At 58.0% G+C, this 13,561-nt stretch carries 10 protein-coding genes and 3 pseudogenes; 9 read left to right on the top strand and 4 right to left on the bottom strand.

Translation table 11 applies throughout. From position 1 onward, the window contains the following. Positions 1 to 394 precede the first annotated feature (394 nt). Positions 395 to 1,882: a SulP family inorganic anion transporter gene (locus tag B347_RS0113255; protein ID WP_003090759.1), complete on the top strand. Its 1,488-nt coding sequence runs from the start codon at positions 395 to 397 to the stop codon at positions 1,880 to 1,882. A 62-nt stretch (positions 1,883 to 1,944) separates the two neighbouring features. On the opposite strand, the gene B347_RS0113250 is transcribed toward B347_RS0113255, so the two are convergent. Further along, complete coding sequence (locus B347_RS0113250; protein WP_019410178.1) at positions 1,945 to 4,830, bottom strand: Tn3 family transposase; 2,886 nt, start codon at positions 4,828 to 4,830, stop codon at positions 1,945 to 1,947. 125 nt (positions 4,831 to 4,955) lie between these two features. On the opposite strand from B347_RS0113250, the gene B347_RS0113245 reads away from it, so the two are divergent. The 7 genes and pseudogenes from B347_RS0113245 to B347_RS25030 form a co-directional block, all read left to right on the top strand. Further along, positions 4,956 to 5,570 carry a recombinase family protein gene (locus tag B347_RS0113245; protein ID WP_000904906.1) on the top strand — a complete coding sequence of 205 codons (615 nt, stop codon included), beginning with the start codon at positions 4,956 to 4,958 and terminating at the stop codon, positions 5,568 to 5,570. A 65-nt stretch (positions 5,571 to 5,635) separates the two neighbouring features. Then, on the top strand, positions 5,636 to 6,439 hold the full coding sequence (aph(3'')-Ib, locus tag B347_RS0113240) for an aminoglycoside O-phosphotransferase APH(3'')-Ib (protein ID WP_010794532.1): 804 nt from the start codon (positions 5,636 to 5,638) through the stop codon (positions 6,437 to 6,439). Then, positions 6,439 to 7,275: an aminoglycoside O-phosphotransferase APH(6)-Id gene (locus tag B347_RS0113235; RefSeq protein ID WP_000480968.1), complete on the top strand. Its 837-nt coding sequence runs from the start codon at positions 6,439 to 6,441 to the stop codon at positions 7,273 to 7,275. The genes aph(3'')-Ib and B347_RS0113235 overlap by 1 nt, the downstream gene beginning before the upstream one ends. Before the next feature lie 108 nt (positions 7,276 to 7,383). Then, entirely contained in the window at positions 7,384 to 8,223 is an 840-nt protein-coding gene (locus tag B347_RS0113230; protein ID WP_026014172.1) for a universal stress protein, read from the top strand. Then, on the top strand, positions 8,223 to 8,582 hold the full coding sequence (locus B347_RS0113225; protein ID WP_003090764.1) for a TraR/DksA family transcriptional regulator: 360 nt from the start codon (positions 8,223 to 8,225) through the stop codon (positions 8,580 to 8,582). Before B347_RS0113230 ends, B347_RS0113225 begins: the two co-directional genes overlap by 1 nt. 45 nt (positions 8,583 to 8,627) lie before the next feature. Continuing rightward, a complete protein-coding gene (locus B347_RS0113220) occupies positions 8,628 to 9,590 on the top strand; it encodes an SdiA-regulated domain-containing protein (protein WP_010794530.1) in 963 nt (320 codons plus the stop codon). Positions 9,591 to 9,671: 81 nt separating this feature from the next. Further along, positions 9,672 to 10,439, top strand: a pseudogene (locus tag B347_RS25030) (N-ethylmaleimide reductase); the annotation flags it as partial. 273 nt (positions 10,440 to 10,712) lie between these two features. On the opposite strand, the pseudogene B347_RS25025 reads toward B347_RS25030, so the two are convergent. Next, a pseudogene (locus B347_RS25025) lies at positions 10,713 to 11,141 on the bottom strand ((2Fe-2S)-binding protein); the annotation flags it as partial. Between the two features lie 314 nt (positions 11,142 to 11,455). Beyond that, positions 11,456 to 11,674 carry a type II toxin-antitoxin system RelE family toxin gene (locus B347_RS0113205; protein ID WP_019410174.1) on the bottom strand — a complete coding sequence of 73 codons (219 nt, stop codon included), beginning with the start codon at positions 11,672 to 11,674 and terminating at the stop codon, positions 11,456 to 11,458. A gap of 199 nt (positions 11,675 to 11,873) precedes the next feature. Between B347_RS0113205 and B347_RS25455 the strand changes: the two are divergent. Next, a pseudogene (locus B347_RS25455) lies at positions 11,874 to 12,489 on the top strand (LysR substrate-binding domain-containing protein); the annotation flags it as partial. A 6-nt stretch (positions 12,490 to 12,495) separates the two neighbouring features. Here the strand turns inward: B347_RS25455 and B347_RS0113190 are convergent. Next, positions 12,496 to 13,425, bottom strand: a complete 930-nt coding sequence (locus tag B347_RS0113190; protein WP_019410173.1) for a LysR substrate-binding domain-containing protein — start codon at positions 13,423 to 13,425, stop codon at positions 12,496 to 12,498. Between the last annotated feature and the right edge of the window lie 136 nt (positions 13,426 to 13,561).

Here is a 13,561-nt window from a genome sequence, read left to right as displayed (position 1 = left end):
CATTACGCCCAATCAACTGGTGCAGTCGTCTTCTGAAAATGACACAGTTAGGGTATAGCTCAGGCTGACATCCAAACAGGACGCCCTAGTCCGGGGGTGACTCGCAGAAATTGCCCTCTTCCTGTAGACTGTTGCGGCCATTGAGTTACTAAAGACACTCGATAAGACCTCATGCTTACCCTGCAAAACATGATCTGGCTGCCTACGCCGCCATAGCGCTTCGCCCCCCCGCATCATCTGTGACTGCTTGCTCTGCCAGCGGTCGCTTTCTGCTGTGCTTTAGGTTTTAACACCCGCCACAGCTCCTCTACATCCGACATTTGACCTCGTATCGACCAGCTGCACTTGGCCTGCGCCATGCTGTGCTGCGCGATCCATTGCCTTGGGAATTCTGATGCTCCACTCGTTAAAACAAACCTGGTTATCCAACATCCGTGGCGACATCCTCGCCGGTCTTGTGGTCGCACTGGCCCTAATCCCTGAAGCCATCGCCTTCTCGATCATTGCTGGCGTTGACCCTAAGGTCGGCCTTTACGCCTCTTTCTGTATCGCTGTGGTGATCGCCTTTGTCGGTGGCCGCCCAGGCATGATTTCGGCCGCAACGGGTGCCATGGCACTGCTGATGGTGACTCTGGTCAAGAACCATGGTCTTGAATATCTGCTGGCCGCCACGCTGCTATGTGGCGTGCTACAAATTGCTGCTGGCTACCTGAAGCTCGGATCGCTGATGCGCTTCGTCTCGCGCTCGGTGGTGACCGGTTTTGTCAATGCACTGGCGATCCTGATTTTCATGGCTCAGCTGCCCGAGCTGACTAATGTCACCTGGCACGTCTACGCCATGACAGCCGCAGGCCTCGGCATCATCTATCTGTTCCCCTATGTCCCCAAGATCGGCAAGCTCATCCCATCGCCGCTGGTGTGCATCATCGTGCTGACCGCCGTCGCCATGTCGGTTGGTCTGGATATCCGCACGGTCGGTGATATGGGTGAACTGCCGGATACGCTACCGATCTTCCTCTGGCCTGATGTGCCGCTGACATTCGAGACGCTGGCCATCATCTTTCCTTATTCGGCAGCACTGGCTGTGGTCGGTCTGTTGGAGTCGATGATGACCGCGACCATTGTCGACGACCTGACCGACACCCCGAGTGACAAGAACCGCGAGTGCAAGGGCCAGGGCGTGGCCAACATTGCTTCGGGTCTGATCGGCGGTATGGCTGGCTGCGCGATGATTGGTCAGTCGATCATTAACGTGAAATCCGGCGGTCGTTCTCGCCTGTCGTCTCTTGCCGCAGGCGTATTTCTGCTGCTGATGGTGGTTTTCCTCGGCGACTGGCTGAAGCAGATCCCAATGGCTGCGCTGGTGGCAGTGATGATCATGGTGTCCATCGGCACCTTCAGTTGGGATTCGCTGCGCAACCTGAAGAAGCATCCGTTGTCGACCAACATTGTCATGGTCGTCACCGTGGTGGTCGTGGTGGCCACCCACAACCTGGCCTTCGGCGTGTTAGCCGGCGTGCTACTGGCTGCGATGTTCTTCGCCAACAAGGTTGGCCATTACATGGCGATCAGTTCTTCGCTGGACGAAGCCGGCGAGCATCGTAGCTATAACGTCACCGGTCAGGTGTTCTTCAGCTCGGCTGACAAGTTCGTCGCAGCCTTCGACTTCAAGGAAGCCCTGAACAAGGTAACCATCGACCTGAATCGTGCACACTTCTGGGATATCACCGCTGTTGCAGCCCTGGACAAGGTAGTCATTAAGTTCCGCCGTGAAGGTACTGAAGTCGAAGTGCTGGGCTTAAACGAGGCCAGCGCCACTATCGTGGATCGCTTTGGTGTTCACGATAAACCTGACGCCATTGATCAACTCATGGGCCACTGAGAAGGAGAACAACAATGACCCACGTAATTGGGGTCGTTTGCGGGAGGGGGCGGAATCCTACGCTAAGGCTTTGGCCAGCGATATTCTCCGGTGAGATTGATGTGTTCCCATCCGAGCGGCGAAACATGGGCCAAGAGATCGGGCGATAGCAGCTTTCCATCGCGTTTCTGGTTTGCAACGACCTCGCCGAGCTTCATGGTGTTCCAGAAGATGATGATGGCGGCGAGCAGATTCATGCCGGCGATGCGGTAATGCTGGCCTTCGGCGGAACGGTCGCGGATTTCACCGCGGCGGTGGAAGCTGATTGCCCGCTTCAGCGCATGATGAGCTTCGCCTTTGTTGAGCCCGATCTGGGCACGCCGTTGGAGTTCGGCATCCAGAATCCAGTCGATCATGAACAGGGTGCGCTCGACGCGACCGACTTCCCGCAGGGCTGTCGCGAGCTCGTTCTGCCGCGGATAGGAGGCGAGTTTCCGCAGAATCTGGCTTGGCGCGACGGTCCCGGCAGCAATGGTGGCGGCGATGCGCAGGATGTCGGGCCAATTGCGCTCGATCATGGCTTGGTTGACCTTTCCGCCGATCAACGCTCGCAGGTGCGCCGGGGCGGCCGACGGATTGAACGCGTAGAGCCGTTTGGATGGCAGGTCGCGGATGCGCGGAGCGAACCGGTAGCCGAGAATGGCACATGCGGCAAAGACGTGATCGGTGAAGCCGCCCGTGTCGGTGAACTGCTCGCGGATATGGCGTCCAGCATCGTTCATCAGCAGGCCATCGAGGATGTAAGCCGCTTCGCTTGCCGTTGCAGGAATCACCTGGGTTGCGAACGGCGCATATTGGTCGGAGACGTGGCTATAGGCTTTCAGGCCCGGGGTATTGCCATATTTCGCGTTGACCAGGTTCATGGCCTCACCTTGCTCTGTAGCGACGAAGAACTGTCCGTCGCTCGAAGCCGACGTGCCCATGCCCCAGAACCGGGCCATGGGTAACGCTGCCTGTGCCTCGACCACCATGGCCAGCGCCCGGTCATAGGCTTCGCCCTCGACATGCCACCGTCCAATGCGGATCAATTCCCAGAAGGTGTGGGTGTTTGTCGCATCCGCCATTTTGCGCAAGCCGAGGTTGATCCCTTCCGCCAAGATAACGTTCATTAGCCCGATCCGGTCAGCGCAGGGTGCTCCTGTGCGCAGATGGGTGAACGCTTCGGTGAAGCCGGTCGCCGCATCCACCTCCAGCAGGAGATCGGTGATGCGCGTGGGCGGGATCTGCTTGTAGAGATCGAGCACCAGATCTTCGGCGCCTGTCGGCGCGGCGGCTTCGAGTTTCTCGATATGCAGAACGCCGTTTTCAATCGACCCGCCCGGGATCGTGCCTGCGCGAGCGGCACGGCCAAGCTCGCGCAACCGCATGTCGAGGCGAGCTTGCCGGTCTGCCAGCCATTCCTCCGGCCGCAATGGCACAGCGAGACGACCGCCTTCCGCGATGGATTGTGCCGGAACGAGTGCGTGTTTCAGATCGCCATAGCGCCGGGACCTAGTAAGCCAGACATCTCCGGAGCGGAACGCATCGCGCAGATGGAACAGCACCGCGATCTCCCATAGGCGAGCGTCGCCAGCCCTCTGGGCCCGAAGGTGGCGATGCCATTTCGAGCTGGGCCGCAAGAAGCTGGTCATCGCGGCATCGTTCAAACCGGTACGAAGGGCCGTCACCGCTTCCAGAAGCGGCAGTGCAACGGGCGCAGCTCGCAGATCGAGCAGGCGCAACATGCGTGGAGCGTATCGGCGGAAGCGGTGATAACCGTCGAGCACATGATTGAGCGGATCGTCGGCCATGGTGGCGGTCAGCCTGGTTGCCATTGCAACAAGGGTTTTTAAGCCGTCCCACCCTGACCCACTCGCGATGACATCGCCCAGCGGCTGGCCATCATCCTGTGCATCGACCAGGGCGCCCCCGATCTCGGCGAAGGATTTCAGGGTGTCACGCACCACCCCCGCTTCGTCTGCGACCTTTGCATGGCAAATACGCTCCGAAGCACGGTAGAGACGGCCGACGATCCGGTCGTGGGTTTCGACCACTGCGTCGGCCAACATCGCCTGCCATTCCGAGACGCAAACAGCCAAGATCGCAAGCCGCCTGTCCTCCGGGAGATCGCGCATGCCGTCGGCATAATACCGTTCACCCTGCCTGCGCAGACGAGTCACCCGATGGGCAGGAACGCCGGCAAGCAGATCCTCGGGGAGATCGATGCGTTGCAGATATTCGAGCCGGTCGAGCAGCCGGTTGGCCGACGAAGAGTTCGAGCCAGGCTCGAACTGGCGCAGCCACACAAAACGGGTCACCCGATCATCAGCCGTCTCCTCGAGCAATGCCAGCAACTGTTCTCGGATCGACATAGGCAGCCGACTGGCGATCCTCGTCTCGATGCGTCGCTCGGCATCGACGAGAGCCGCGGCACAAAGCCGCTCGATCGTGGATGTCGCGGGAAGGACAGTGCGGGTGCGTCGGCACTCGGCTACGAAGCGACGGGCGATATCCTCGTTCGACACCGCCATCTCGGCTTCTCGGAACAACCATTCCTTCAGCTCGCTCGCACCACGTCCGGAGAAGGTGCGGAAGCCGTAGAGCCCCCGTAACTCGGCAAGATGCTCGTGCCGTGTTTCCTCGCGGGCAGCATAGTCTACGAGATCGTCGGCACCCAGGCCAAGCTGCGCTCCGATAAATTCGATGACCTCTGCAGGGATCAGTTCGCCTGGAGCCAGCACCCGGCCGGGATAGCGCAGGACACACAATTGCAGGGCGAAGCCGAACCTGTTGTGAGCGCGCCGACGCAGCCTGATATGCCCAAGGTCTTCATCACTCAGCGTATAGTGCTTGAGCAAATCCGTCTGTGAAGTCGGCAAGCGCAACAGCGCGTCTTTCTGCCGATCGGTTAGAGTGACGCGACGCGGCATACATGTTCCTTTTTCAAAATCTGATAGCGTTCAAGACGCTTTGTTTATGAAGCTGGTTGAGATACATTTCCAGAGGTCAATGCAATCGTGGCCGAAGCGCCGCCTCAAACCAACGTTTGTGATACATGCTGATCGGATATGCCCGCGTCTCCAAAGCCGATGGCTCGCAGTCTCTCGACCTGCAGCACGACGCCTTGCGCGCCGCAGGTGTCGAACGGGACAATATCTATGATGATCTTGCTTCCGGCGGTCGTGATGATCGCCCTGGCTTGACTGCCTGCCTCAAGTCATTGCGTGACGGCGATGTGCTGGTGGTCTGGAAGCTCGATCGCCTCGGACGATCGCTTGCCCATCTGGTCAACACGGTGAAGGAGCTGTCAGACCGCAAGATCGGCCTGCGGGTTCTGACTGGAAAGGGCGCTCAGATCGACACCACGACTGCGTCCGGTCGCATGGTGTTCGGAATCTTCGCCACCTTGGCCGAGTTCGAGCGGGATCTGATCCGAGAGCGCACCATGGCGGGTCTCGCCTCCGCGAGAGCGCGCGGTCGCAAGGGCGGACGAAAATTCGCGCTCACCAAAGCTCAGGTGCGTCTCGCGCAAGCCGCCATGGCCCAGCGCGATACTTCAGTTTCCGATCTCTGCAAGGAACTCGGCATCGAGCGCGTCACTCTCTACCGATATGTCGGTCCCAAAGGCGAGCTCAGAGACCATGGAAAGCATGTTCTCGGACTTACGTAGCAACTCGTTTCTTTTCGCAGGTTGAGCCACCTCCGCGCTTCATCAGAAAACTGAAGGAACCTCCATTGAATCGAACTAATATTTTTTTTGGTGAATCGCATTCTGACTGGTTGCCTGTCAGAGGCGGAGAATCTGGTGATTTTGTTTTTCGACGTGGTGACGGGCATGCCTTCGCGAAAATCGCACCTGCTTCCCGCCGCGGTGAGCTCGCTGGAGAGCGTGACCGCCTCATTTGGCTCAAAGGTCGAGGTGTGGCTTGCCCCGAGGTGATCAACTGGCAGGAGGAACAGGAGGGTGCATGCTTGGTGATAACGGCAATTCCGGGAGTACCGGCGGCTGATCTGTCTGGAGCGGATTTGCTCAAAGCGTGGCCGTCAATGGGGCAGCAACTTGGCGCTGTTCACAGCCTATTGGTTGATCAATGTCCGTTTGAGCGCAGGCTGTCGCGAATGTTCGGACGCGCCGTTGATGTGGTGTCCCGCAATGCCGTCAATCCCGACTTCTTACCGGACGAGGACAAGAGTACGCCGCAGCTCGATCTTTTGGCTCGTGTCGAACGAGAGCTACCGGTGCGGCTCGACCAAGAGCGCACCGATATGGTTGTTTGCCATGGTGATCCCTGCATGCCGAACTTCATGGTGGACCCTAAAACTCTTCAATGCACGGGTCTGATCGACCTTGGGCGGCTCGGAACAGCAGATCGCTATGCCGATTTGGCACTCATGATTGCTAACGCCGAAGAGAACTGGGCAGCGCCAGATGAAGCAGAGCGCGCCTTCGCTGTCCTATTCAATGTATTGGGGATCGAAGCCCCCGACCGCGAACGCCTTGCCTTCTATCTGCGATTGGACCCTCTGACTTGGGGTTGATGTTCATGCCGCCTGTTTTTCCTGCTCATTGGCACGTTTCGCAACCTGTTCTCATTGCGGACACCTTTTCCAGCCTCGTTTGGAAAGTTTCATTGCCAGACGGGACTCCTGCAATCGTCAAGGGATTGAAACCTATAGAAGACATTGCTGATGAACTGCGCGGGGCCGACTATCTGGTATGGCGCAATGGGAGGGGAGCAGTCCGGTTGCTCGGTCGTGAGAACAATCTGATGTTGCTCGAATATGCCGGGGAGCGAATGCTCTCTCACATCGTTGCCGAGCACGGCGACTACCAGGCGACCGAAATTGCAGCGGAACTAATGGCGAAGCTGTATGCCGCATCTGAGGAACCCCTGCCTTCTGCCCTTCTCCCGATCCGGGATCGCTTTGCAGCTTTGTTTCAGCGGGCGCGCGATGATCAAAACGCAGGTTGTCAAACTGACTACGTCCACGCGGCGATTATAGCCGATCAAATGATGAGCAATGCCTCGGAACTGCGTGGGCTACATGGCGATCTGCATCATGAAAACATCATGTTCTCCAGTCGCGGCTGGCTGGTGATAGATCCCGTCGGTCTGGTCGGTGAAGTGGGCTTTGGCGCCGCCAATATGTTCTACGATCCGGCTGACAGAGACGACCTTTGTCTCGATCCCAGACGCATTGCACAGATGGCGGACGCATTCTCTCGTGCGCTGGACGTCGATCCGCGTCGCCTGCTCGACCAGGCGTACGCTTATGGGTGCCTTTCCGCAGCTTGGAACGCGGATGGAGAAGAGGAGCAACGCGATCTAGCTATCGCGGCCGCGATCAAGCAGGTGCGACAGACGTCATACTAGATATCAAGCGACTTCTCCTATCCCCTCGGAACACATCAATCTTACCGGAGAATATCGTTGGCCAAAGCCTTAGCGTAGGATTTCGCCCTCTCCCGCAAACGACCCCTAATTGCCTGTATCGACGGTTCCACCTCGGCTCCAGCTGTTTGCGACTACGCGGCCTGGGCCAGTCTGAGCCTGGAAGCGCCGCTGACCTTCCTGCATGTGCTGGATCAGCGCCAGTATCCGGTTGCAGCAGATTTGAGTGGCAACATTGGCCTTGGCAGCCGCGAGCACCTGCTTGATGAGCTTGCTTCCCTGGATGAACAGCGCGGCAAGTTGGCCCTTGAACAAGGGCGAATCATGCTTGCAGCCGCGAAAGAACGGGCCGTGAATGATGGTGTGCGCGCACCGGAGTCCAAGCAGCGACATGGCGATTTACTGGAGAGCTTGCAAGAGCTGCAAAGTGAAACGCGCTTGCTGGTTATCGGTCGCCAGGGCGAGTCTAGTGGCGGTCTGAGTCAGCATGTCGGAAGCCAGCTGGAAAGCGTTATTCGTATCATGCACCGGCCAATCCTGGTCACCCCGGCCAACTTCCAAAAGCCCAAGAGCGCGATGCTGGCATTCGATGGCGGCGCTACAACCCGCAAGGGTGTGGAGATGCTGGCAGCCAGCCCGCTGCTGAAGGGGCTGCCGATCCATCTGGTCATGGTTGGGCCCGTGAACGACGAAGCGTCCGCGCAGCTGGACTGGGCGCAGAAAGTGCTGATCAACGCCGGATTTACCGTTCGCGCTGAGACTCGGAGCGGTGAAATAGAACGTACCCTGCACGCCTATCAGAAAGAGCATGGCATCGATCTGCTAGTGATGGGGGCTTATGGACACTCACGTATCCGGCAGTTCCTGGTCGGCAGCACCACTACCAGCATGCTCCGTACCACCACCAGTCCGCTGTTACTGCTGCGCTAATGAGCCTGGACGACGCCCTCGATCTTGCCCATTTCAAGACCCTACTGGAACAGCGGGCTGCCGAGCTGGATCGATTGCTGGGAGACGCTGAGTCTCGCTCGCAATCGGTAGAGCTGGATCAAAGCAAGGTGGGGCGTCTATCGAGAATGGACGCACTCCAGCAACAAGCGATGAACGATGCGATCCGCAGTCGTGCACGGCATGAACGTGTCCGTCTCCAACTGGCCCTCAAGCGCTGGCACGAGGGCGACTATGGCTGGTGTAACCAATGCGGCGAGTTGATCGCCTCGGGCCGTCTGGAGTTCGATCCGGCCACGCCGTTGTGTATCACCTGTGCCAGCCGCGCCGAGTCGGGTTGAAACCATCACGGCTCGTGGCGTCAGTCTGATTTAACGAGGCTTCTAATGTATTTGATGGCTAAAAACTGGCTGGGCCGAACACGGAAAGTAAGTGTTTGGATGTGGGCGCTTGTATGCCTTGTGTTGCTCACCGTATTCCAAGTACGTACTCATCACCTTGATGATCGTCTGTACTTTTGGATCAAGACCCACTGGCACACAGACGATTGGCAGGAGCGCTCTGTGTGGCTGCCTGGCTATCGGGTTGAGCTGGATGCTAAGGCGGTTCCCGGTGTGGACAACAACCTTTCGGGCCTGACCTTCGATCCTGACCTAAATCTGCTGTGGGCGGTTACCAATGGCCCGAACGAGCTGCTGGCCCTCAGTCGTGACGGTGACGTGGAGCGACGTTACAGCCTGGATGGCTTCCACGACGTGGAAGCGGTGTCCTATGCCGGCAACGGTCAACTGGTCATTGCCGAAGAGCGGCGGCAGAGCCTGGTTATCGTGGATATCCCCATCGACGAATACGGTAAGCTTTCTCCTGATCGACCATTGAGCCTAGACCAGTATTCAGCGCTAACCTTGGCGCTTGGCAAGGAGGACAACAAAGGCCTTGAAGGGCTCGCCTACGACCTAAAAGGTGATCGTTTGTTTGTGACCAAGGAGCGTGACCCCCGGCAATTACTGGAAGTGAGCGGCCTTCGTGCCAGCCTGGAAGGAGGCGTTTCCCTGCACGTCCGCGACATGTCCAACCTAGTAAAAGACAAGGTGTTTGCCACTGACTTGTCTTCGGTTGTATTCGATCAACAGAGCGGCCATCTGATCCTGCTCAGCGACGAGTCGAAACTGCTGATTGAAATGACCGACGAGGGCAAGGTGGTGAGTTTCCGCTCCTTGGCGAGGGGGTTTGCTGGTTTGCTGAAAGGTATACCCCAAGCCGAAGGCGTAACCATCGACGATGAAGGGTATTTGTACGTGGTCAGCGAGCCGAACTTGTTCTATCGCTTTACCCGCGAGACAGATTGACCAGTCAACAAGCTACAGTCAGGCGTGGCCGGGACGCTTGAACTGTTAGCGTACGATTTTTTCCGAATTCTGCGGGCTCCCCCAGTAGCGCCTTCGGCTATTGCTGCGAACAACGTCAAAGTATTTATTGAAACCGGTCCAGGTGCAGGTACTTTAGCCGAGCCTTCGGTACCTCGCGCATTGGCCAATGCCGAGGTAAAAGAACTGGTGCAGCTGTACGCGCAGGCCGCGCGCAATGCATTGAGTGCAGGCTTTGATGGTGTGGAAATTCACTGCGCCAACGGTTATCTGGTCAACCAGTTCATCTCCGCCCACAGCAACCAGCGCGACGATGAATATGGCGGTTCGCTGCACAACCGTTTGCGCTTCCTGCGCGAGATTATCCAGGCCGTATCCGAAGTTATCGGTGCTGACCGCCTAGGCGTGCGTTTCGCGCCGTTGTTTGAAAGTACAGCAGAGGACAGGGTCTATTTGGGCCTTGTCGAAGAAGACCCACACAGCACCTACATCGAGGCCATCAAGGTGCTCGAAGAGGCCGGCATCGCCTACCTGTCGATTGCCGAGGCCGACTGGGACAATGCCCCGGCGCTTCCCGAAGGCTTCCGCCGCGAAATCAGGCAGGTATTTAGCGGGCGCATCATCTACGCCGGCCGCTACACCGCACAACGCGGCGCGGAAACCTTGGAGGCTGGCCTGGGCGACTTGATTGCCTTTTGTCGCCCGTTCATTGCCAACCCCGATTTGCCGCAGCGCATTGCCAATGGCTGGCCGCTCAACCCGGTCGACCCAAGCAGCATGTACGGCGGCACGGAAAAGGGGTACAGCGATTACCCGACCTACGCCGAGTAAATCCGCTCCACCGGCCGTCACGGCTTAACCCTGACGGCCGTATTCTTCAGGCACAACAAAAGCGGTCGCCACCTCGCTAGCGACTTCGCTGTAGCGCAGAATTACTTACGCCGTCATGCCGCGTCTGGATAATGGAGCCTTACTCGCGAGACACACCTGATTGCCACTCAACACCTTGCCTACCCGTCCACACTCAGCGCTGCGGAGATAACTAACCTGGCAAACCATGAGGGACATCTCAACATGACAGAACTGCACAGCTACCCGGAGTGTGGCCGTGCGAATGCGGGTGTAAGTGGCGCAGCGACAAAGATTACCCGCCATGGCCGCATCAATCGCCTGGTCATCGGGCGTCGGCTGGCTATTCAGAAGAGCAGTTGCTGCCATGATCTGTCCTGACTGGCAGTAACCGCACTGCACCACCTCATGCGCTAGCCAGGCCTGCTGCACGGCTTTGCCCACGGCCGTCTCACCGATGGCCTCAATGGTGGTGATTGAGCGACCTGCCACAGCCGAAATAGGAGTCACACACGAACGGATCGGCTGGCCGTCGAGATGCACGGTGCACACCCCACACTGAGCAATGCCACAGCCGTATTTTGTCCCTGTCAGGCCGAGCACATCGCGCAAGACCCACAGCAGAGGCATATCCGCTGCAACGTCAACCTGCTGCGACTGTCCGTTGATGATTAACGTTTGCATGGTCTTTCCTCTGCCTAATTGGGTTAATGCCGACAACTGTAGTCATCGCTTTTTAATGTGTTAATGGCACGTGACGCTGACTGAAACAGTCCACGTACTCACTGATTAATTCGCCTTAAACGAGAAACCAGCCACCCTGCCAGCGGAAAGGAGATGATCTGAGTGAAAGGCACCCAAACCACCACCTCCACCAAGACCATCAGCGGAAAGCTCAGATCATGGGTCAGCGGCCCCAATAAACTCAGTACCAATAAGAGCGTTGGGTATAGCCCCAGACAGCCCACCAAAATTCGCCAACCTAACCCATACGTTACTTACCGGTACACCTCACGGCGGTTACCAATCTTGACGACCAGGATGCGCAACGCACCGTCCTCGATGCTGCTGATGAGGCGGTAATCCCCCACGCGATACTTCCAAAAATCCCCTAAGCTTGAGTCTTTTAAGGCTTCGCCAATGCTGCGTGGATCCTCCAAGCTCGACACACGTTCATGCAGGAACAGCAGAATGCGTTTGGCGATTTGAGGGGTCATGCCGAGATAAGGGAAAATTAGGACATTTGCTTCGCATACTGTTGTTCTATAAAGGCTTGCGTACCCACCTCAAGCCGTCCTAAATGGCTGGCCACCTAGGACAATCTGCGCACGCCATCGCGTTGTCTCGGGAATTATCAATCCAGACAAGTAGTTGCATACCAAATTAGTGAACTTTGCCTTATCTCGGCATGCCCCCTATTACCGTGCCATCCGCTCGGCTTTCGCGGTATTGCACAGCGCCACCGAGCATGTGCGCGAGAAGTCCGTCATGCGCCAGGTGACCATCAGCTTGATTCCGCTGTTTGGCATCAACCTGTTCATTCCGAGGCTGGTCGAGTTCCTGGCGCAAAACCCGGAACTGGACATCAACGTCACCTACGCAAACCACCGCAGCTATTCCAGCGAACCAGCCACTGGCCGGGCAATCACAGCGAGCCGCTGATCTCGGGTGCCGTCTCGCCCTATTGCAGCCGCGAATTCCTTCAGCGCCACGCCCCCATCGACTCGCCCCAGGCCTTGAGCCAACTGCCGTTGCTGCACGACGAAGAACGCGGCACCTGGGCCGAATGGTTTCAAGTCGCCGAGGTCAAGCACGCCAGTGCGCTCAATGGCTTGCTGCTCGAAGACGGGCAACTGGCGCTGACCGGCCTGGGTTGCTCGCTGCTGCGCGAGCCGTTGGTGGCGCCGATGTCGCCAGCGGCGAACTGGTAAAGCTGTTCGACCTGCACGTGGATGACGGCCGCCAGTACTACCTGTGCCGGCGCTCCAACAGCGAACTGTCCGACGAAAACCTGAGCTCAAGCGCAGCCTAGTGACGGCTACGCCAGCAACCGCTGATTGATCACCATTTGCTCACGCCCGCGCGCCACAATCCAACGGTGGAAGTCGCGGCAGTGGGCCTTGTCGAACGCGCCCTTGGCACCCACCAAAAAATACGCCGACGGCAAGGGCAAGGCCCGGGCAAACGGCCTGATCAAACGCCCATCTGACAACGCATCAGCCACCATTGAGTATTGCGCCAGTACCACACCCTGCCCCGCCAATGCGGCCTGGATTGCCATGGCAGACAAGGAATACACGCGGTAGCCATCGCGAATGCTTTCGCAGTCCACCTGTTGGGCCTTGAACCAGTCACGCCACGAAGGCGGCGAGGCAAACTTCGGTAGCCAGTCGATGGACAGCAGCGGATATGCCAGCAGGTCTGCCGGTTTGTTGAGCAGCACATCAGGCCGCAACAACCAAGGGCTGCACACCGGCACCACGCAATCGCGAAACAGTTCGATGGCGTTTTCAGTGGCCACGTAGTCGCCGTAGGTGAAGCGAAAATCGATGTCGTAGCCCTCTGGCGAAGGTTCGGCGTGACTGCCATCGAGAAACAAATTGAGTTCCGGGTGCTCGTCCTGCCAGGCATAGATGTGCGGTGCCAACCAATCCGACAGCAATGACGGCAAAGCGCTGATGCGCAGGTTGCTGGCGTTTTTCGACCGCTCGACCTCGACCTGGGCGATGCGCAGGCTCTCGAATGCCGCTGCGCAGCTATCGTGATAACGCTGGCCGGCGGCGGTCAGGCGAATACGCTTGCCGACCTTCAAGGTCAGGCTCAAGTCCAGGGTGTCTTCCAGCAGTTTCATTTGTTGGCTGACGGCACCGGCCGAGATACCCAGACGCTTGGCGGCCTCGACAATGCCGCCGAAACGTCCCACGGCTTCAAAAACCTGCAGCGCGCGCAGGGAAGGCAAGCTGTTCATCATCATCTCCATAGCAATCGACGGTTTTATACTTTAGCTGAGCTATAGCAAGCCACAGTTTTCGACATTTTTTGTATATGAAAAGCCTCGTATTCTGGCTTTGGCGGGTATTTACCTGTCCCGGTCAGGAGACGCC

The sequence above is a fragment of the Pseudomonas psychrophila HA-4 genome (assembly GCF_000282975.1).
GTDB lineage: Bacteria > Pseudomonadota > Gammaproteobacteria > Pseudomonadales > Pseudomonadaceae > Aquipseudomonas > Aquipseudomonas psychrophila_A.
The sequence above is the reverse complement of the archived record's forward strand: the minus strand, read 5'-3'. Positions and strand labels throughout refer to the sequence as shown.